The organism is Pseudomonas sp. Irchel 3A7 (genome assembly GCF_900187565.1).
GTDB lineage: Bacteria > Pseudomonadota > Gammaproteobacteria > Pseudomonadales > Pseudomonadaceae > Aquipseudomonas.
On the sequence record NZ_FYED01000003.1, the window covers coordinates 89,774 to 108,679 of the forward strand.

An 18,906-nucleotide genomic window follows, 5' to 3' on the forward strand; every position below is an offset into this window, starting at 1 on the left:
ATGCGTGAAACCCCTGTAGTGATTAACGGCCCGGTCGGGCAATTGGAAGCACTTTACCTGGACAATGAGCAGCCGCGCGGTCTGGCGCTGATCTGCCATCCGAACCCGGTGCAGGGCGGCACCATGCTCAATAAAGTGGTCTCGACCCTGCAGCGCACTGCTCGCGACGCCGGTTTGATCACGCTGCGTTTCAACTACCGCGGTGTCGGTGCCAGCGAAGGCACCCACGACATGGGCACCGGCGAAGTCGATGATGCCCAGGCCGTGGCCGAGTGGTTTCGGGCCAGACACCCCGACTTGCCCCTGACCCTGTTCGGTTTCTCCTTCGGCGGTTTTGTTGCCGCAAGTCTCGGCGGACGCCTGGAAGCGCAAGGCGAGCGGCTCAAACACCTGTTCATGGTCGCGCCGGCGGTCATGCGCCTGGGGGATCAGGATCAACTGCCGCAACACGGCGAACTGACCCTGATCCAGCCGGAAACCGACGAAGTCATCGATCCGCAAGTCGTTTACCAGTGGTCCGACAAGCTCGAACGTCCCCATGAGCTGCTGAAAGTGGCAGAATGCGGACACTTTTTTCATGGCAAGCTGACCGATCTCAAGGATCTGATCCTGCCGCGTCTCTCGAATTGATTGCAGTCTGACAAGCGATTACCCATGACGACCCGTACCCGCATCCTCACCGGCATCACCACCACCGGCACGCCGCACCTGGGCAACTACGCCGGTGCCATCCGCCCGGCGATCGTCGCCAGCCGTGACAGCAATGCCGATTCGTTCTATTTCCTGGCCGACTACCACGCCCTGATCAAATGCGATGACCCGCTGCGCATCCAGCGCTCGCGCCTGGAAATCGCCGCGACCTGGCTGGCCGGTGGCCTGGATGTGGACCGCGTAACCTTCTACCGCCAGTCCGACATCCCGGAAATCCCCGAGCTGACCTGGCTGTTGACCTGTGTCGCGGCCAAGGGCCTGCTCAATCGCGCCCACGCCTACAAGGCTTCGGTGGACAAGAACGTCGAGACCGGAGAAGACCCGGACGCCGGCATTACCATGGGGTTGTACAGCTACCCGGTGCTGATGGCCGCGGACATCCTGATGTTCAACGCGCACAAGGTGCCGGTCGGTCGTGACCAGATCCAGCACGTGGAAATGGCGCGGGACATCGGCCAGCGCTTCAACCATCTGTTTGGCCGGGGCAAAGAGTTCTTCACCATGCCCGAGGCATTGATCGAAGAAAGCGTGGCCACGCTGCCGGGCCTCGACGGCCGCAAGATGTCGAAAAGCTACGACAACACCATTCCGTTATTCAGCAGCGCCAAAGAGATGAAGGACGCGATTTCGCGGATCGTCACCGACTCCCGCGCGCCGGGCGAAGCGAAAGATCCGGACAATTCGCACCTGTTCACCCTGTTCCAGGCATTTGCCACTCCGGCACAGTCCGACGAGTTCCGCAGCGAATTGTTGCAGGGCCTGGGTTGGGGGGAGGCGAAGAATCGCCTGTTCCAATTGCTGGACAATGAATTGGGTGAATCTCGCGAGCGTTATCACCAGTTGATCGAGCGCCCGGCAGATCTGGAAGACATCTTGCAGCACGGTGCGAAAAAGGCCCGTGCGGTGGCGACGCCGTTCCTCAACGAACTGCGCGAGGCTGTTGGCCTGCGTTCTTTCGTTGCCCAGGCGCAGGTGGCGACCACCACCAAGAAGAAAGCCGCGAAGGCCGCGCGCTTTGTCAGCTTCCGCGAAGACGACGGCAGTTTCCGCTTCCGCCTGCTGGCCGCCGATGGCGAGCAACTGCTGCTGTCGCGCAACTTCGCCGACGGCAAAACCGCCGGACAAGTGACCAAACAGCTGCAATCGGGTCAGGCTCTGGACGTGCGCAGTGAAGCCCTGAGCTTCAGCGTCTGGCTGGAAGGCGAGTGCGTTGCCGATAGCCCAGCGTTCGCTGACAGCACCGCTCGGGACGCTGCGGTAGAGGCGTTGCGAATTGCTCTGACGCCGGTTCCGGAATAATCCACGGCTCGGTCCTACCAAGGGCCGATTGCCATTCCCACGGGCCATCGCTACAGTGTCGGCCCGTTTTTGTTGCCTTGCTAACGAATTATGACGCCCCTAGAACGATATCAAGCTGATCTGAAACGCCCGGAATTTTTCCATGACGCCGCGCAGGAAACGGCTGTGCGTCATTTGCAGCGCCTGTACGACGACCTGGTCGCGGCCGAGCAGAACAAACCGGGCCTGCTGGGCAAACTGTTTGGCAAGAAGGATCAGGCGCCGGTCAAGGGCCTGTACTTCTGGGGCGGCGTAGGTCGCGGCAAGACTTACCTGGTCGACACCTTCTTCGAAGCGCTGCCGTTCAAGGAAAAGTCCCGTACTCACTTCCACCGCTTCATGAAGCGCGTGCACGAAGAGATGAAGACCCTGGGCGGCGAGAAAAACCCGCTGACCATCATCGCCAAGCGCTTCGCCACCGAAGCCCGGGTGATTTGCTTCGATGAGTTCTTCGTCTCCGACATCACCGACGCCATGATCCTCGGCACGCTGATGGAAGAGTTGTTCAAGAACGGTGTAACCCTGGTCGCCACCTCGAACATCGTGCCGGACGGCCTGTACAAGGACGGCCTGCAACGCGCGCGTTTCCTGCCCGCCATTGCGCTGATCAAGCAGAACACAGAGATCGTCAACGTCGACAGCGGCGTCGATTATCGCCTGCGTCACCTCGAACAAGCCGAGCTGTTCCACTTCCCGCTCGACGAAGCGTCCCACGAAAGCCTGCGCAAAAGCTTCCGCGCGCTGACGCCGGAATGCACGGCAGCGATCGAGAACGATGTGCTGATGATCGAGAACCGCGAGATCCGTGCGGTGCGCACCTGTGATGACGTGGCCTGGTTCGACTTCCGCGAACTCTGCGACGGCCCGCGCAGCCAGAACGACTACATCGAACTGGGCAAGATCTTCCACGCCGTGCTGCTCAGCGGTGTCGAACAGATGAGCGTCACCACCGACGACATCGCCCGACGCTTCATCAACATGGTCGACGAGTTCTACGACCGTAACGTGAAACTGATCATTTCTGCTGAAGTCGAACTCAAGGATCTCTACACCGGTGGACGCCTGAACTTCGAGTTCCAGCGCACGCTCAGTCGGCTGCTGGAAATGCAGTCCCACGAATTCCTGTCGCGGGCGCATAAGCCGTAACAAAGTTCGGTAAATGAAAAGGCCTGCATTGCAGGCCTTTTTTTATGACATCACCGCTGGACCCTGTGGGAGTGAGCCTGTTCGCGAAGAGGGAGTGTCAGTCGACCCATGTTTGATGGGTACACCGCTTTCGCGAGCAGGCTCGCTCCCACAGGGCTGTGTGTCAGTGTTGAAGATCGATGCCACTGCCGAGATACCGCGCCAACTCATCTTGTCGTTGGCAGCCAAGCAACAACCACAGCAGAATCCTTGCTTTGCGCGGACATAGAAAACCCGCCATCCACGCGCCCTTGCGGATTAAATCCATCTCACCGCCACTAAAGCCGTAAGAGGCAAGTGCGGTGGAGCCGGAACCGGTTCGGGTCGCAATGATCACAGGGATGCTTTCGCAGAGGTGCTCAATCACCGTCGCCCAACTCTGCGAGACATGGCCGGCGCCGAAACCACCAATCACCAGCCCGTCGTAACCGAGTGTGAGCATATTCTCCAGTAGCAGGGTGTCGGCTGAAAGTGATGTCTCAAGCATCGCAACCTTCTGTGTAGTCTGTTGCGGCCAGGGCAAAACCGTGCGTTGTCGCGGTGGGTGCAGGTAGAGAACGTGGTTTTCCAACAGCAGGCCTGCGGGTCCGACGATCGGAGAGGAAAACGCCTGCAACGCCAGTGAGTCCACTTTACGTACGCTACAGGCTTGATGAATCTGTCCGTTCATCACCACCTGAACACCACGTTGTCTGCTGCTCTGCGCCAGGGCGACGCGGCAGGCATCCAGCAGATTCGCCGGGCCGTCGGCCCCCGGCTGTGCTGCCGAACGCATGGCACCCGTCAGCACCAAGGGGATGTCATGGGGCCACAAGTAATCAAAGAACACTGCGGCTTCTTCGAGAGTGTCGGTCCCTTGAATGACCACGACACCGCCGGCGCCTTGGTCGACCTGAAACTTCGCCCAGGACAGCACTCTCAGCAAAAATTCGAAATCCAGAGAAGCACTGGGCAGCATGCCGAGGGTTTCTACGGTCACCTGGGCCAGCGTCGTCAGTTCCGGTATCGAGGCCAGCAGGGCTTCACCGCTGACGGTCGGGATTACACCTTCACCGGTATGCCTTGCTTGCATGCTAACCGTGCCGCCGAGCGCCGCGATGGCCAGTTTGGGCAGGTCCATGTCATACCTCGCTTGTTTGTGATGTAAAGAGGCTGCATCGGGTTTCAGGTCGCGATGCAGCCAAATGGCGGAGTGCATCAGTTCGCTATCAGGTACCCGATCAGCGGGACGATGAGTAACGTACTGATTGCCATCGACAGGACATTGGCGATGTAGGCGTGCATGTCGGCCGGTAATCGTTTGGCAATCGCACTCGCCAGAGGTGGCGCGAGCAATGCTCCCAGCAACGCGCTGGAAATGATGATCTGCCAACTGCCCCCATAGGCCAGGATCGCAGCGGGCACCACTGATACCAGAGGGATGTAAGTGGGGTACCAGCCGCACATCATCCATTGTCGACGCCAGATCAGCACACCGATGGCCGAGGTCAATGCCTGTGCACCTATGATGTGCAGCAGCAGGTCCGACCCGTACGCCGGGCTCAGGGGATTCAAGCTGTATGCCAGCAATGCACCCAGTAACAAGCCCAGACTGGCCAGTTCGTTGCCAAAGAACGGCGCTTCGGAGAAGTCCGCCAAAACCCGACGCATGGCCCAAACGACGCCATAGTCGGGGACCTTGATAGCGGGGGCGGTGGTGGGGGCGGGGGGCGTCCCGGATTGCCCGGACCTCACCAGGCTCGGACAGTAGCGGCAGAGCAGAAACGCCACGACGCTGGCAACCGCCATGCCCAGCACATTGCCGATCACTGCTGGCAAGGCCAATGGGTTACACACGTAGTTGACGATCAGCAAACACATCGGAGTGACGAATACAGCCCCCATGATTGCGCCGTTGATGGTGACTTTCCAGCCACCGCCAAACATCAGCACCATCGCCGCAGGCAGGGAGACGAACGCGGCAAACGTGGGTTGCCAGCTATCGGCAGTCACCGTCCAGCCCCACATCAAGTTACTCAGCAGCAGCCCGAGCAACGAACTGGTGATCAGCCACGGCCACAATCCAGTCCCATAGGAAATGGCAAATCCTTGCCAGGATCTTGCTGTTCTGTTCGCCCAATAAGCCAAATACGCCCCCGCCAAAAGACCGATCGAGGCGAACTCGTGTTTGTAGAAAGCCACTTCACTGATGTCGCCCAGCACCCAGCGCAACCAGGCACTTGGCTCGGGTAGCCCCGACACCATGTCGCTGTAACTCGGCCAATGAGCGGACCATAAGGAACGGTTAGTGAATGAAAGCCAAATAATCAACAACGTCGCGCCGACCATCAGCAAGGCGACTGCTGTATCAAATGGTGTTCTGCGGACTGGCTGTGCTTTGTCGGATGTGATTTCCATAAGTTCTGCTCCCTGAATCAGCGCGGGAGGCAGGAATGCTGGGTATAGCCGAGCATCTGATCGTAAAGATCGGCTCGGCGATCGCGATGCAGGTCGTTCAGATTGTTCCAGATGGGCGCACTGCGGGAGCTGGTCAGGTCGATATCGGCAAACAGGATTTCCTGCTTGTCTGCCGAAGCCACGGCACCCATTGGCCAACCATTGGTCCCGGCTATCAACGAGCAACCCAGGTAGCGCGCGCCGCGCTCCTCGCCGATCCGGCTGGCGGCGGCGATAAACACGTTGTTGACGTGAGCCGCGGTCATCGTCAAATACGAAGCCATGCACTTACCGGCATCATCGAATAGCGGCGGCGGTGTCCAGACCCAGTTGTTCAGGCTGCAAATGATGTCCGCGCCTTGCTGGCTGAGGATTCGCGGGACCTCCGGGAACCAGATGTCCCAGCAGATCAACAGCCCGATGCGGCCAATGGGGGTTTCAAAAACCGGAAAGCCCGAATCGCCCGGTGTGAACCAGAGCTTTTCCAGGTTCCACAGGTGGGCTTTACGGTATTTGCCGATAAATCCGTCGGGACCCAGCAGAACGCCGGTGTTGAAGAGCCGCATGCCGTCGCGCTCTACCAGGCCGGCTACGAGGTAGACGTTGTACTTGCGGGTGAATTCGCTCCAGGCCTGCACGCTTGGCCCGTCGGGAACAGGCTCTGCATGGGCGAAAGCGTCCTGCCGATTGCTGAAGAAATAGCCGGTATTGGAGAGCTCGGGCAGAACGATGAGATTCGCACCGCCGTTTACCGCTTCAAGTGCCAATTCCAGGCTGCGACGCAGGTTACCTTGACATTTTTCGATGCCGACTTGTGGATCGAATTGCACGACTGCTACACGAACTGGGCTTGTTGGCTCGCTCATTCTAACGACCTCTTTTTATTGTTTTACACGCTGTTTAATGACGTGGTCATAAGAGGGGAATCAGGAATCTGGCGAAAGTCAGCCACTTCCTTTTAGCTCGTAGTCCATTTCCCAAGATGGATGAGCAAGATGATCGGCTGCACTGTGTAGCAGGCACGGAAGGAGGAGCCATGGATAATGTCCATGGCTTTGAAATGGGGGCAGTCAGGTTTTGAGTTGGTAGTGCGGGTAATCACTCATGGAGAACCCGCCATTGAAGGTCGCAGCGGTTTTGTTACAGATATGAATGACCGCATCAATGGCACCGCGAAAACACGGCTCCGTCCAGCCGGCATCGACGGAAAATGATTCACCGGACAAATACAAACCTGATATATGCGCAAAGTCCCGGTTGTACTTCATCAGGCCGACAGCATCGTAGTAGGTGCCGGGGCGGTATAATTTTGCACAACCCAAGGCATTTTTATCGGTTATCCATCGTTGGACTACAGCTTGATCAATACCGATATAAGGGGAAATCCTTTCCTGGATATTGGTTGCGTTCATGAGGATGCGATCCAGCTCTTTAGCGCATCTGCTTACCAGTTCTTTATCGGTGAAAGTGGCGAGTTTTGTGGCGTCGTCCTCCCATGTGTAACTTAGAAGGATGCAGTCATAGGTGTAGTTATCATTGTAACGGTAGGTGTAAACATCATGGATAAAACTGTCGGTGACAATGGTTTGCGGGATTTTGGTGTTTGTCGAAAGAAATGATTTTTTTAACGGCGCGAAGACCTTGCAACTGGTTTCCCAGTGCGCCGTTTTGTAGGCATTGATTGTCTCGAAAGGCAGCATCTCCTGATTGAAGTTATCGAGCTTGATCCGAGTTTCGATCAGCCAGGAAGGGAGCGTTACGATGACCGAATCAAAGTCATCGAAGCGCTCTTGGGTTTGTTCGGGTTGGCTGTGTTTCCAATTGAAGTACACCCGTATTTTTTGGTTACTTAGTTTCTTAAGTTTGGTAACTGATGAATCGGTGAGTAACCCGTTGTTCCTTTCGCGGATGTATTCATAGACGGACTTGCCGGTTTGGTCGATGTCCATGAACATCAGGCATTCATCCAAAGCAGCAAGCCCAACGTAGCGAGGTCTGTCGAAACTCAGCCCCATCGAGTCAAAAACGGCTTCGCTGCTCAAGTGGGGAGAGTCCAGCGGGTCGCCCTTTGGGTCCACCCGACCATGTATCAGTTGCAGTTGGCTGCTGAATCCAAATATGGCCGTACGCAAGGGATAAAGGGAACAGACATCATAAAAGGCTCCCCAACTGCCATCACCGATGCCTATCGCGTAGAAAATAGCCGACTCCTCGGCAGACATGCCCATCCCGCCAAAATCACCGGGCGACCCTCTGTCCCAGGCTTGCAAGGCCGGCATACTGACCAGATCTCGAAATGAAATACTCTGATACTTGTCGACGATTGCGGCCCACATCGTCTCCCATTCGGGGCTGGCGTAAACCTCCGCGACGTGCCGGGTCATACGATCGGCAAAGGCTTTCCACTTGGCGTAGACCTTTTGAAGTTCTTCGCCGGGAGGAGGGGTCAAGCCATCCTGGTTTTTCCAGATCAACATTTGCGGCGCCGATCCACCGCCCACACTGCCTTCGCGAAGATAGATGCCTGTCGAGCTGACCCATTGGCTTCCGGGGTTGGCAAAGTCGGATAACACCAAGTCAAACGTTTTAGCGTAGTACGCCATCAGCGAACGGCCTTCTGTCGGTGCCTCGTCAGCCCGGTTGAAGAAGGGCATCCGCATGGCGCCCATTTCAAACGGTGTATGAGCCGCTGTGGCGTTTCGACTGCCAGGAACGGTCAGGTGCCTGCCGCCTATACGTCTGGATTGTTCGATTAGGGTGATATTGGTGAAACCGCAACGATAAAGTTCTCTAGCGGCAGTCAGTCCAGTTACTCCTGCGCCGATGATGCAGATTCTGTGCTGTGGGTCAGTTGCCCTTGCGATGCCATTTTCCTGTTCGACCAGCGTTCGATAGTCAAAGCACAAGTCTGGTGGGTTAGGGAAACGTGCTGCCCATTTGTTTGCAGTCGAGCGCTTCGTTCGAGCGCCATCGCGGGATACATATGAAGGGTAGTTGTAGCTTGATCCAATAGTCACTGTTGATCTTCCCTGATTAACTGATGGTGTTTGCAGGGAAACAGCTTGGAGTTTTGGGCAATGTGCGAATATGAGCAAATTCCGGTGCTACAGCGCACTGAATTCGATTTATTACGTAGGAAAAAGAAACCTGAAATAAGAAGGCCTGCATTGCAGGCCTTTTTTGTACGCTCTGTTTGGCTCACTACAACCTCTGTGGGAGCGAGCCTGTTCGCGATAGCGGAGTGCCAGCAAAGTGAATGTTGCATGATGCGACGCCATCGCGGGCAAGCCCGCTCCCACAGGGGATTTGTGTTTACTTAAAGTGCTACGCCGCTTGCTGAAACTGCTGCCGATACTGGTTGGGCGACAGTTCAGTATGTTGGCGGAACAGCCGGGCAAAGAAACTCGCATCGTCGTAACCCACTTCATAGCTGATGGTCTTGATGCTCTTGCGGCTGCCGGACAGCAGGCCCTTGGCGGTTTCGATGCGCAGGCGTTGCAGGTAGTGCAGCGGCTTGTCGCCGGTGGCGGTCTGGAAGCGGCGCATGAAATTGCGGATGCTCATGCCGTGTTCCCGGGCGACGTCTTCGAAGCGGAACTTGTCGGCAAAGTGTTCTTCGAGCCAGTGCTGGATCTGCAGGATGATCACGTCCTGGTGCAGTTTCTGGCCGCCGAAGCCGATACGTCCCGGCGAGTAGCTGCGCTGCACTTCATAGAGAATATCCCGGGCCACGGCCTGGGACACATTGGCGCCGCAGAACCGCTCGATCAGGTAGATATACAGATCGCAAGCCGAGGTGGTGCCGCCGGCGCAGTACAGGTTGTCTGCGTCGGTGAGGTGCTTGTCCTGGTTGAGGTAAACCTTCGGGAAACGTTCGGCGAAGGCACTGAAGAAGCGCCAGTAGGTGGTCGCTTCCTTGCCGTCGAGCAGGCCGGCCTCGGCCAGCCAGAACACTCCGGTGGCCTCGCCACACAGTACCGCGCCGCGGGCATGTTGCTGGCGCAGCCAGGGCAAGACTTGAGGGTAGCGTTGGCACAGGGTGTCGAAGTCGTCCCAGAACGCAGGGAGGACAATGATGTCGGCATTTTCCAGTCCGCCGTCCACTGGCATGATCACATCGCTGAAACTGTTCACCGGTTTGCCGTCGGGGCTGACCAGTCGGGTTTCGAAGGCCGGGACCAGGCCGTGGCCCAGCTGTTTGCCATAGCGCAGGCTGGCGAGGTGGAAGAAATCCTTGGCTTGCATGAGGGTGGAGGCGAAAACCCGGTCGATGGCCAGGATGCTGACGCGCCGCAGGGGCGTGGAGGCTTGGTTAGACATAATTCAACTTTATTCTTATAGGGGAAAGTGGTCACCAGACGGCTGGATCGTCTTATTTTTTGTCGGATGTGTCCAGTGTCCTGTATCGGACGCGGGGCTTAGTCTCTGAAGGTCAATCTCTTCTAAAAATAACGACAGGTGCCGCATGATCCCCAGAACCTTGTTCAGTTCCGAGCACGAGCTTTTTCGCGACAGCGTGCGAACGTTCCTCGAAAAGGAGGCCGTGCCGTTCCATGGGCAATGGGAAAAACAAGGCTATATCGACCGCAAACTCTGGAACAAGGCAGGGGAGGCGGGGATGTTGTGCTCGCATCTGCCGGAAGAATACGGCGGGCTGGGGGCGGACTTTCTCTACAGCGCAGTGGTGATCGAAGAAGTGGGGCGCCTGGGGCTCACCGGCATCGGTTTCTCCCTGCATTCGGACATCGTTGCGCCTTACATCCTGCATTACGGCAGTGAAACGCTGAAACACAAATACCTGCCGAAACTGGTTTCCGGGGAGATGGTCACTGCCATCGCTATGACCGAACCGGGTGCCGGTTCCGATCTGCAAGGCGTGAAGACCACTGCGGTGCTGGATGGCGACGAGTATGTGATCAACGGCTCGAAAACCTTCATCACCAACGGCTATCTCGCTGACCTGGTGATTGTCGTCGCCAAGACCGATCCGAAGGCGGGGGCGAAGGGTACCAGTCTGTTTCTGGTGGAGGCCGATACGCCGGGCTTCGACAAGGGCAAGCGCCTGGAGAAGGTCGGCATGAAGGCCCAGGACACGTCGGAGCTGTTCTTCCAGGATGTACGGGTGCCCAAGGAGAACTTGCTGGGCCAGGCCGGGATGGGGTTCGCCTACCTGATGCAGGAATTGCCTCAGGAACGTCTCACCGTGGCCATCGGCGGCCTGGCTTCAGCCGAAGCGGCGTTGCAATGGACGCTGGATTACACCCGCGAACGCAAGGCATTCGGCAAGGCAATTGCCGATTTCCAGAACACCCGTTTCAAATTGGCGGAGATGGCGACCGAAATTCAGATCGGTCGGGTCTTTGTCGATCGTTGCCTGGAACTGCACCTGCAAGGCAAGCTAGACGTGCCCACGGCGGCGATGGCCAAGTACTGGGGTACGGACCTGCAATGCAAGGTGCTCGATGAGTGTGTGCAGTTGCACGGCGGCTACGGGTTCATGTGGGAATACCCGATTGCCCGGGCGTGGGCGGATGCGCGGGTGCAGCGGATTTATGCCGGGACCAATGAAATCATGAAGGAGATCATTGCGCGGTCGCTTTGATTTGCAGGAACTGTCAGATCGTTTTCGCGAGCAGGCTCGCTCCCACAGGCCAGATGAGTTCCTGTGGGAGCGAGCCTGCTCGCGAATGGGTCCATGAATCAATCAAGGTGCCGGATTCGGCTGGTCCTTGTGAATCGCCTCGATCCCTTCCAGTACTTCGTCCGACAGTTTCAGATCAAAACTGGCAATGTTGCTGTCCAGCTGCTCAAGCGTCGTCGCCCCGATGATGTTGCTGGTCACGAAGGGTTGTTGCGTCACGAATGCCAGCGCCATTTGTGCCGGGTCCAGGCCATGTTCGCGCGCCAGTGCAACATAACGGCTGCAAGCTGCTTCCGACTGCGGGTTGAAATAGCGGCTGAAACGGCTGTAGAGGCTCAGGCGGCCTTTTGGCGGGCGGGCGCCACCTTCGTACTTGCCTGAGAGAAAACCGAACGCCAGCGGCGAATAGGCCAGCAAGCCGCATTGTTCGCGAATGGCAATTTCCGCCAGGCCGACCTCGAAACTGCGGTTGAGCAGGTTGTAGGGGTTCTGGATCGACACCGCGCGAGGCCAGCCACGGGCTTCGGCCAGGGCGAGGAAGCGCATGGTGCCCCACGGGGTTTCATTGGACAGGCCGATGTGGCGGATCTTGCCGGCCTTGACCTGTTCGTCGAGCGCTTCGAGGGTATCCTCCAGCGGCGTCAGATTGGCTTCGATCTTGTGCTTATAGCCCAGTTGCCCGAAGAAATTGGTGCTGCGCTCCGGCCAGTGCAATTGATACAGGTCGATGTAATCGGTCTGCAAGCGCTTGAGGCTGGCATCCACGGCCTCGGTGATGTGCTGTCGATTGTGCCGCAGGTTTTTGTCGCGGATGTAGTCGATGGTATTGCCGGGGCCGGCGATCTTGCTGGCGAGGATCCAGTCGGCGCGATCGCCGCGGCTTTTGAAGTAATTGCCGATGTAGCGTTCGGTGGTGGCGTAGGTTTCGGCCTTGGGCGGCACCGGGTACATCTCGGCGGTGTCGATGAAATTGATCCCGGCGCCCTTGGCTCGCTCAATCTGGGCGAAGGCTTCGGCTTCGCTGTTTTGCTCACCCCAGGTCATGGTGCCGAGGCAGATTGCACTCACGTTCAGATTGGTCCGGCCTAGCTGGCGATAGTCCATCGGGTGCTCCTTGGGCAAAACAATCATAAAAGCAGGTTGAATTATTTTTCGCAATCTGCATAATTGCGCACCTCTTTCTGCAGTGGAAGTGATGCGCCGCCGCCGAAGAATCTTGCCGTTGAACGGACGCGCCGACCCGAGCCCCCGAAAGCGTCTGTATCCGGCTGCCTTTGACTTGTCAAAGTACGCACTATTCAGTAAGATCCGCCGTCTAATTTACAGGGCGGCCCCTGAGGCTATAAAGAATGAAAACTTTTACTGCTAAACCGGAAACAGTAAAGCGCGACTGGTTTGTCGTCGACGCTGCTGGTCAGACCCTGGGTCGTCTGGCCACCGAAATCGCGAGCCGTCTGCGTGGCAAGCACAAGCCTGAGTACACTCCTCACGTTGACACCGGCGACTACATCGTCGTTATCAACGCCGAGCAGATCCGTGTTACCGGTGCTAAAACCACTGACAAAATGTACTACTCCCACTCCGGTTTCCCGGGCGGCATCAAGTCGATCAACTTTGAAAAGCTGATCGCCAAGGCCCCTGAGCGCGTGATCGAGACCGCGGTCAAAGGCATGCTGCCTAAGAACCCGCTGGGTCGCGACATGTACCGTAAGCTGAAAGTCTATGCGGGCGCTGCACACCCTCATACTGCTCAGCAGCCCCAAGAACTGAAGATTTAACGGAATAGTTCATTATGTCGGCGACTCAAAATTACGGCACTGGCCGTCGCAAGACCGCAACCGCACGCGTTTTCCTGCGTCCGGGTACTGGTAACATCTCCATCAACAACCGTTCGCTGGATAATTTCTTCGGCCGCGAAACTGCCCGCATGGTAGTTCGTCAGCCGCTGGAATTGACTGAGACTGTCGAGAAATTCGACATCTACGTCACCGTGATCGGCGGTGGTGTAAGTGGTCAAGCTGGCGCAATCCGCCACGGCATCACCCGCGCTCTGATGGACTACGACGAAACTCTGCGCAGCGCTCTGCGTAAAGCCGGCTTCGTAACCCGCGATGCACGTGAAGTTGAACGTAAGAAAGTTGGTCTGCGTAAAGCGCGTAAGCGTCCGCAGTACTCGAAGCGTTAATTCGTTTCCACGTTCAAAAAAGAACGCCCAGTTTCCTCACGGAGCTGGGCGTTTTTTTGTGCCTGCGATTTATCAAAGAATTGCGCTGTGACAACTTGCCACATCCGTAGAGGCCCTATACTACAAGGCTTGGCAGTGGTGCCCTGGGGTAATTACCTTGTCAGAATTGGGGCTTTTCATTACCATTCGGCAAAATTTTTATAAGTACAGAGTTTTACTTAGTAGATGCCTGATTTAACAGGCCACAAAGCTGATGGGAGAGGACTGAATGAGCAATGACGGCGTGAATGCAGGCCGGCGTCGCTTCTTGGTAGCAGCCACATCCGTGGTGGGTGCTGCAGGAGCGGTGGGGGCTGCGGTCCCGTTCGTGGGGTCATGGTTTCCCAGTGCCAAGGCGAAAGCCGCAGGTGCACCGGTGAAAGTGAATGTCAGCAAAATCGAGCCAGGCCAGCAGATGATTGCTGAGTGGCGCGGCCAGCCGGTATTCATCGTCCGCCGTACTGAGGAAATCCTGGGGAATCTGAAAAAGATCGAGGGTCAGCTGTCTGACCCGACCTCCAAGAACTCGACACAACCGACCTATGTCGATCCGGAAACCCGTTCGATCAAACCTGAGGTTCTGCTGCTGATTGGTATCTGCACGCATCTGGGTTGCTCGCCGACATTCCGTCCCGAAGTGGCTCCCGCTGACCTTGGCAAGGACTGGGTGGGTGGTTATTTCTGCCCTTGCCACGGCTCCCATTACGACCTGGCTGGCCGCGTCTACAAGTCGCAACCTGCGCCTTTGAACCTGCCAGTTCCCCCGCATTCCTATGAGACCGATGAAATCATTATCATTGGCGTCGATACGGAGAAAGCGTGATGAGCAAGTTCATGGATTGGGTTGATGCGCGCTTTCCCGCGACCAAAATGTGGGAAGACCATCTCAGCAAGTACTACGCCCCGAAGAACTTCAACTTCTTCTATTTCTTTGGTTCCCTGGCGCTGCTCGTTCTGGTCAACCAGATCGTCACCGGTGTCTGGCTGACCATGAGCTACACCCCGTCGGCGGAAGAAGCGTTTGCTTCCGTCGAATACATCATGCGCGACGTCGAGTACGGCTCGATCCTGCGTCTGCTGCACTCCACCGGCGCTTCGGCGTTCTTCATCGTGGTCTATCTGCACATGTTCCGTGGCTTGCTCTACGGTTCCTACCAGAAGCCACGGGAGCTGGTGTGGGTCTTCGGCATGCTGATCTACCTGGCGCTGATGGCTGAAGCCTTCATGGGGTATCTGCTGCCGTGGGGCCAGATGTCCTACTGGGGCGCCCAGGTGATCATCTCGCTGTTCGGTGCGATCCCGGTCATCGGCAACGACCTGACCCAGTGGATCCGTGGTGACTACCTGATTTCCGGTATCACCCTGAACCGCTTCTTCGCCTTGCATGTGGTGGCCTTGCCGATCGTGATTCTGGGTCTGGTGGTGCTGCACATTCTGGCGTTGCACGAAGTCGGTTCGAACAACCCGGACGGCGTGGACATCAAGAAGCACAAGGACGAAAACGGCATACCGCTGGACGGCATTGCCTTCCACCCGTACTACACCGTGAAAGATATCGTCGGTGTGGTGGTGTTCCTGTTCATCTTCTGCTTTATCGTGTTCTTCTTCCCGGAAATGGGCGGTTACTTCCTCGAGAAGCCGAATTTCGAGCCAGCCAACCCGTTCAAGACACCTGAGCACATCGCTCCGGTCTGGTACTTCACGCCGTACTACGCGATTCTGCGGGCGGTCCCGGACAAGCTCCTTGGCGTTATCGCCATGGGTGCGGCCATTGCAGTGCTGTTCGTCCTGCCGTGGCTGGACCGCAGCCCGGTCAAGTCGATGCGCTACAAAGGCTGGATGAGCAAGATTTGGCTGGTGGTGTTCTGCATCTCGTTCGTGATCCTTGGCATTCTGGGTGTTCTGGCCCCGACGCCAGGCCGTACGTTGCTGTCGCAGGTATGTACCTTCCTGTACTTCGCCTACTTCATTCTGATGCCGTTCTACACCAGGCTCGAGAAGACCAAACCGGTTCCGGAAAGGGTGACTGGCTGATGAAAAAGCTATTTGCGGTATTGATGCTTGCTGCGCTGCCAGTGTTCGCTTTCGCTGCTGAACACGGTGGCCCGGAGCTTGAAAAGATCGACATCGACGTGTCCGACAAAGCTGCCATGCAGGATGGTGCGCGTACGTTCGCCAACTATTGCATGGGCTGCCATAGCGCCAAGTTTCAGCGCTATGAGCGTGTGGCCGACGACCTGGGCATTCCTCACGAACTGATGCTTGAAAAGCTGGTATTCACCGGCGCCAAGATCGGCGATCACATGAACATCGGCATGCAGCCGGCTGACGCCAAGACCTGGTTCGGAGCGGCGCCGCCGGACCTGACCCTGGTGGCTCGCGTTCGCGGTACCGATTGGCTCTACGGCTACCTGAAGTCGTTCTATGAAGATCCGTCGCGCCCTTGGGGTGTGAACAACAAGGTCTTCCCGAACGTCGGCATGCCTAACGTCCTGGTCGGCCTGCAAGGTCGTCAGGTCATCGGTTGCAAACAGGTTCAGATCGTCGAAGACGGCAAGAAGCAATATGATCCGTTGACCGGTACGGCGCTGACTCATGAAGCGTGCGATCAGTTGACCATCGTGCCGAAGAGTGGATCTTTGACCGAAGAGCAGTTCGATGAGAAGGTCAAGAATCTGGTAACCTTCCTGGCTTACTCGGCTAACCCGGTTAAGCTGCAACATCAGCGCATTGGTACCTATGTATTGCTGTACCTGGCGTTCTTCTTCGTATTCGCTTACTTGCTCAAGCGTGAGTACTGGAAAGACGTGCACTGATAACGCTTCAAGCAATTGCTGTTAATCGCGCGCGCCCAAGGGCGTCTCTGAAGGTGTAACGAGTCTGGCTGGCCAGGCGTTACGGGAGACGCCCTCTGGGCGCGCTCGTTTTTCCGCTTTCGATTATTTTTACAAGCGAGGAGGATCGCCATGGGCGTGACCAATCGGTTGGCCTGTTACTCCGACCCCGCCGACCACTATTCCCACCGGGTGCGAATCGTACTGGCAGAGAAGGGTGTCAGCGCCGAGATCATTTACGTGGAAGCTGGCCGTCAGCCGCCTAAACTGATCGAAGTGAACCCTTACGGCAGTTTGCCCACCCTGGTCGATCGTGACCTGGCGTTGTGGGAATCTACGGTGGTCATGGAATACCTGGATGAGCGTTATCCGCACCCGCCGCTGCTGCCGGTTTATCCAGTGGCGCGTGCCAACAGCCGTCTGCTGATGCATCGCATACAGCGAGACTGGTGTGGCCTGGTGGATCTGATTCTGGATTCGCGGACCAAGGAAGCCGCTCGTGCCGTGGCGCGCAAGGAATTGCGCGAAAGCCTGACCGGCGTGTCGCCGTTATTCGCCGACAAGCCGTTTTTCCTCAGTGAGGAACAAAGCCTGGTGGATTGCTGCCTATTGCCAATACTCTGGCGATTGCCGATTCTGGGTATAGAACTGCCACGGCCAGCCAAGCCGTTGCTTGATTACATGGAGCGCCAGTTTGCGCGTGAGGCTTTCCAGGCGAGTCTGTCTGGTGTCGAACGCGACATGCGCTAAGGCTTAAGGAGCCGCTATGAACTCCAGTCGACCTTATCTGGTCCGCGCGCTCTACGAGTGGATTGTGGACAACGATTGCACCCCGCACATGCTGGTCAATTCCGAGTATCCGTCGGTCCAGGTGCCGCAAGGGTTTGCCAGTGACGGGCAGATTGTCCTGAACGTATCACCACAAGCCGTGCGCCATTTGCACATGGATAACGAAGCGGTGAGCTTTGAAGGCCGCTTCGGTGGTGTGCCGCATACGCTGTATGTGCCTATCGCATCGATCCTGGGTATCTACGCACGGGAGAACGGTCAGGGCATGGTGTTCGATCTGGAATCGCCTCTGGAAGATGAGGATGAGATCGAGCCGGATGATGATATTCCGCCACCTGACAGCGAGCCGCCGCGTCCCAGCGGTCGGCCGAGCCTGAAAGTGGTGAAGTAATAAAAAAGGCGATCCGCAAGGATCGCCTTTTTTGTTACTTCGTAGGAGCGAGCTTGCTCGCGATGGAGGTGAGCGGCGGTGCTAGCTGTCTGAATGAACGCAATATCAGAACGTTTTTCGCGAGCAAGCTCGCTCCTGCAGGCGCATCTCAGTCGATGTACTCAAACAGCTTCACGATCTTCTGAACACCGGAAACACCCTGCACCAGATTGGTCGCCTGAGCCGCTTCCTGTTTGGTCAGCAAACCCAGCAGGTAGACGATGCCGTTCTCGGTGACAACCTTGATGCGCGAGCCGGGGATGTTCGGGTCTGCGAGCATCTGGGTCTTGATCTTGGTGGTCAGCCAGGTGTCGTTCTGGCGTGCCAGCAGCGAAGAAGGCGGCAGCACTTGCAGTTCGTTATGCACCGTCTTCACGCGCTGGACAGCGGCAGCAGCCTGTTCGGCCTTGGCCTTGAGGTCTGCGCGCGGTGTTTGGCCGGCGAGCAGCACGACGCCGTTGAAGCTGGTGACGACGATGTGCGAGTCGTTATCCAGTGCCGGGTCGGCCTTGGCGACATTTACGCCAACCTTGGTGTCGATCAGGGAATCGTCGATCTTGCTGCCGAAGGTGCGGGTGCCACGGTCATCTTCAATCGGTGCTTCGCGGCTGGCTTTAACCACCGAGGTGCAGCCGCTGATGCCGAGGCACAGGGTCAGGGCCAGTAGGCCGAGGCGATTAGGGGTCATTCTTCACTCCCGAACAGTTGGCTGTCGATCAAATCGCAAAGGCAATGGATCGCCAGCAGGTGGACTTCCTGAATACGTGCGGTGACGTTGGCCGGTACGCGAATCTCCACGTCCTCGGGCAATAGCAGCGACGCCATGCCGCCGCCATCGCGACCGGTCAATGCTACGACAATCATTTCGCGATCATGTGCGGCCTGGATCGCTTGAATAATGTTCGCCGAGTTACCGCTGGTGGAAATTGCCAGCAGGACATCCCCCGGTTGGCCGAGGGCACGGATCTGCTTGGAGAACACTTCGTTGTAGCTGTAGTCGTTGGCGATCGAGGTGATCGTCGAGCTGTCGGTGGTCAACGCAATGGCGGGCAGGCTCGGACGCTCACGCTCGAAGCGGTTGAGCAGCTCGGAGGAGAAGTGCTGGGCGTCGCCGGCGGAGCCACCATTGCCACAGGAAAGCATTTTGCCTTCATTGAGCAGGGCGTTGACCATGACCTGGCTGGCTTGCTCGATGTGCGGTGCAAGTACTTCCATCGCCTGTTGCTTGGTGTCGATACTGGCCTGAAAAAGCTGGCGAATTCGGGATTGCATGTCCATCTGTGTGACCTTAATGAGCGCGGCTGTCCGGCACGTGAAT

The 18,906-nt window shown here is 57.3% G+C and carries 19 protein-coding genes; 11 read left to right on the forward strand and 8 right to left on the reverse strand.

Annotation, left to right across the window (positions count from 1 at the left end):
- From CKW21_RS05335 to zapE, 3 genes are all read left to right on the forward strand, one after another.
- Window positions 1-630, forward strand: coding sequence for an alpha/beta hydrolase (locus tag CKW21_RS05335; RefSeq protein WP_095192972.1), 630 nt, complete (start codon window positions 1-3; stop codon window positions 628-630).
- Between the two features lie 24 nt (window positions 631-654).
- Window positions 655-2,010: a tryptophan--tRNA ligase gene (locus CKW21_RS05340; RefSeq protein WP_095192973.1), complete on the forward strand. Its 1,356-nt coding sequence runs from the start codon at window positions 655-657 to the stop codon at window positions 2,008-2,010.
- Between the two features lie 90 nt (window positions 2,011-2,100).
- Window positions 2,101-3,195 carry a cell division protein ZapE gene (gene zapE / locus CKW21_RS05345; protein WP_095192974.1) on the forward strand — a complete coding sequence of 365 codons (1,095 nt, stop codon included), beginning with the start codon at window positions 2,101-2,103 and terminating at the stop codon, window positions 3,193-3,195.
- Between the two features lie 163 nt (window positions 3,196-3,358).
- Here zapE and CKW21_RS05350 read toward each other — a convergent pair whose 3' ends face one another.
- From CKW21_RS05350 to CKW21_RS05370, 5 genes are all read right to left on the reverse strand, one after another.
- Window positions 3,359-4,354, reverse strand: coding sequence for an asparaginase (locus tag CKW21_RS05350; RefSeq protein WP_095193285.1), 996 nt, complete (start codon window positions 4,352-4,354; stop codon window positions 3,359-3,361).
- 77 nt (window positions 4,355-4,431) lie between these two features.
- A complete protein-coding gene (locus CKW21_RS05355) occupies window positions 4,432-5,631 on the reverse strand; it encodes a hypothetical protein (RefSeq protein ID WP_095192975.1) in 1,200 nt (399 codons plus the stop codon).
- Window positions 5,632-5,648: 17 nt separating this feature from the next.
- Window positions 5,649-6,536 carry a nitrilase family protein gene (locus CKW21_RS05360; protein ID WP_095192976.1) on the reverse strand — a complete coding sequence of 296 codons (888 nt, stop codon included), beginning with the start codon at window positions 6,534-6,536 and terminating at the stop codon, window positions 5,649-5,651.
- A 204-nt stretch (window positions 6,537-6,740) separates the two neighbouring features.
- On the reverse strand, window positions 6,741-8,687 hold the full coding sequence (locus CKW21_RS05365; RefSeq protein ID WP_095192977.1) for an FAD-dependent oxidoreductase: 1,947 nt from the start codon (window positions 8,685-8,687) through the stop codon (window positions 6,741-6,743).
- A 307-nt stretch (window positions 8,688-8,994) separates the two neighbouring features.
- Window positions 8,995-9,915 (reverse strand): GlxA family transcriptional regulator, encoded by a 921-nt coding sequence (locus CKW21_RS05370; RefSeq protein ID WP_170948633.1) that lies wholly within the window; start codon window positions 9,913-9,915, stop codon window positions 8,995-8,997.
- A gap of 220 nt (window positions 9,916-10,135) precedes the next feature.
- Here CKW21_RS05370 and CKW21_RS05375 point away from each other — a divergent pair, with 220 nt between their 5' ends.
- Window positions 10,136-11,272 (forward strand): acyl-CoA dehydrogenase family protein, encoded by a 1,137-nt coding sequence (locus CKW21_RS05375; RefSeq protein ID WP_095192979.1) that lies wholly within the window; start codon window positions 10,136-10,138, stop codon window positions 11,270-11,272.
- Between the two features lie 102 nt (window positions 11,273-11,374).
- On the opposite strand, the gene CKW21_RS05380 is transcribed toward CKW21_RS05375, so the two are convergent.
- Complete coding sequence (locus tag CKW21_RS05380; RefSeq protein ID WP_095192980.1) at window positions 11,375-12,415, reverse strand: NADP(H)-dependent aldo-keto reductase; 1,041 nt, start codon at window positions 12,413-12,415, stop codon at window positions 11,375-11,377.
- A 245-nt stretch (window positions 12,416-12,660) separates the two neighbouring features.
- Here CKW21_RS05380 and rplM point away from each other — a divergent pair, with 245 nt between their 5' ends.
- The 7 genes from rplM (at window position 12,661) to CKW21_RS05415 (ending at window position 17,549) form a co-directional block, all read left to right on the forward strand.
- Window positions 12,661-13,089, forward strand: a complete 429-nt coding sequence (gene rplM / locus CKW21_RS05385) for a 50S ribosomal protein L13 (protein ID WP_003228062.1) — start codon at window positions 12,661-12,663, stop codon at window positions 13,087-13,089.
- 14 nt (window positions 13,090-13,103) lie between these two features.
- Window positions 13,104-13,496: a 30S ribosomal protein S9 gene (rpsI, locus tag CKW21_RS05390; RefSeq protein ID WP_003228056.1), complete on the forward strand. Its 393-nt coding sequence runs from the start codon at window positions 13,104-13,106 to the stop codon at window positions 13,494-13,496.
- A gap of 268 nt (window positions 13,497-13,764) precedes the next feature.
- The gene (petA, locus tag CKW21_RS05395) at window positions 13,765-14,358 is read left to right on the forward strand and encodes a ubiquinol-cytochrome c reductase iron-sulfur subunit (protein WP_095192981.1); all 594 of its coding nucleotides are present in this window, start codon (window positions 13,765-13,767) and stop codon (window positions 14,356-14,358) included.
- Window positions 14,358-15,569, forward strand: coding sequence for a cytochrome bc complex cytochrome b subunit (locus CKW21_RS05400; protein ID WP_095192982.1), 1,212 nt, complete (start codon window positions 14,358-14,360; stop codon window positions 15,567-15,569). Before petA ends, CKW21_RS05400 begins: the two co-directional genes overlap by 1 nt.
- Window positions 15,569-16,351 carry a cytochrome c1 gene (locus CKW21_RS05405; RefSeq protein WP_095192983.1) on the forward strand — a complete coding sequence of 261 codons (783 nt, stop codon included), beginning with the start codon at window positions 15,569-15,571 and terminating at the stop codon, window positions 16,349-16,351. The genes CKW21_RS05400 and CKW21_RS05405 overlap by 1 nt, the downstream gene beginning before the upstream one ends.
- A gap of 150 nt (window positions 16,352-16,501) precedes the next feature.
- Window positions 16,502-17,119 (forward strand): glutathione S-transferase N-terminal domain-containing protein, encoded by a 618-nt coding sequence (locus tag CKW21_RS05410; RefSeq protein ID WP_007989864.1) that lies wholly within the window; start codon window positions 16,502-16,504, stop codon window positions 17,117-17,119.
- A 16-nt stretch (window positions 17,120-17,135) separates the two neighbouring features.
- Window positions 17,136-17,549 carry a ClpXP protease specificity-enhancing factor gene (locus tag CKW21_RS05415; RefSeq protein WP_095192984.1) on the forward strand — a complete coding sequence of 138 codons (414 nt, stop codon included), beginning with the start codon at window positions 17,136-17,138 and terminating at the stop codon, window positions 17,547-17,549.
- A gap of 148 nt (window positions 17,550-17,697) precedes the next feature.
- Here CKW21_RS05415 and CKW21_RS05420 read toward each other — a convergent pair whose 3' ends face one another.
- Together CKW21_RS05420 and CKW21_RS05425 are read right to left on the reverse strand one after the other, a co-directional pair.
- Window positions 17,698-18,276 carry a BON domain-containing protein gene (locus tag CKW21_RS05420; RefSeq protein WP_095192985.1) on the reverse strand — a complete coding sequence of 193 codons (579 nt, stop codon included), beginning with the start codon at window positions 18,274-18,276 and terminating at the stop codon, window positions 17,698-17,700.
- A complete protein-coding gene (locus CKW21_RS05425) occupies window positions 18,273-18,866 on the reverse strand; it encodes a phosphoheptose isomerase (protein WP_095192986.1) in 594 nt (197 codons plus the stop codon). The genes CKW21_RS05420 and CKW21_RS05425 overlap by 4 nt, the downstream gene beginning before the upstream one ends.
- Between the last annotated feature and the right edge of the window lie 40 nt (window positions 18,867-18,906).

Coding starts and splice junctions, on each gene's coding strand:
- CKW21_RS05380 (WP_095192980.1), bottom strand. CDS start 12,415: ATGGACTATCGCCAGCTAGGCCGGACCAATCTGAACGTGAGTGCAATC.
- CKW21_RS05375 (WP_095192979.1), top strand. CDS start 10,136: ATGATCCCCAGAACCTTGTTCAGTTCCGAGCACGAGCTTTTTCGCGAC.
- CKW21_RS05355 (WP_095192975.1), bottom strand. CDS start 5,631: ATGGAAATCACATCCGACAAAGCACAGCCAGTCCGCAGAACACCATTT.
- CKW21_RS05360 (WP_095192976.1), bottom strand. CDS start 6,536: ATGAGCGAGCCAACAAGCCCAGTTCGTGTAGCAGTCGTGCAATTCGAT.
- CKW21_RS05370 (WP_170948633.1), bottom strand. CDS start 9,915: ATGCAAGCCAAGGATTTCTTCCACCTCGCCAGCCTGCGCTATGGCAAA.
- CKW21_RS05425 (WP_095192986.1), bottom strand. CDS start 18,866: ATGGACATGCAATCCCGAATTCGCCAGCTTTTTCAGGCCAGTATCGAC.
- CKW21_RS05340 (WP_095192973.1), top strand. CDS start 655: ATGACGACCCGTACCCGCATCCTCACCGGCATCACCACCACCGGCACG.
- zapE (WP_095192974.1), top strand. CDS start 2,101: ATGACGCCCCTAGAACGATATCAAGCTGATCTGAAACGCCCGGAATTT.
- CKW21_RS05350 (WP_095193285.1), bottom strand. CDS start 4,354: ATGGACCTGCCCAAACTGGCCATCGCGGCGCTCGGCGGCACGGTTAGC.
- CKW21_RS05420 (WP_095192985.1), bottom strand. CDS start 18,276: ATGACCCCTAATCGCCTCGGCCTACTGGCCCTGACCCTGTGCCTCGGC.
- CKW21_RS05335 (WP_095192972.1), top strand. CDS start 1: ATGCGTGAAACCCCTGTAGTGATTAACGGCCCGGTCGGGCAATTGGAA.
- rplM (WP_003228062.1), top strand. CDS start 12,661: ATGAAAACTTTTACTGCTAAACCGGAAACAGTAAAGCGCGACTGGTTT.
- petA (WP_095192981.1), top strand. CDS start 13,765: ATGAGCAATGACGGCGTGAATGCAGGCCGGCGTCGCTTCTTGGTAGCA.
- CKW21_RS05410 (WP_007989864.1), top strand. CDS start 16,502: ATGGGCGTGACCAATCGGTTGGCCTGTTACTCCGACCCCGCCGACCAC.
- CKW21_RS05400 (WP_095192982.1), top strand. CDS start 14,358: ATGAGCAAGTTCATGGATTGGGTTGATGCGCGCTTTCCCGCGACCAAA.
- rpsI (WP_003228056.1), top strand. CDS start 13,104: ATGTCGGCGACTCAAAATTACGGCACTGGCCGTCGCAAGACCGCAACC.
- CKW21_RS05415 (WP_095192984.1), top strand. CDS start 17,136: ATGAACTCCAGTCGACCTTATCTGGTCCGCGCGCTCTACGAGTGGATT.
- CKW21_RS05405 (WP_095192983.1), top strand. CDS start 15,569: ATGAAAAAGCTATTTGCGGTATTGATGCTTGCTGCGCTGCCAGTGTTC.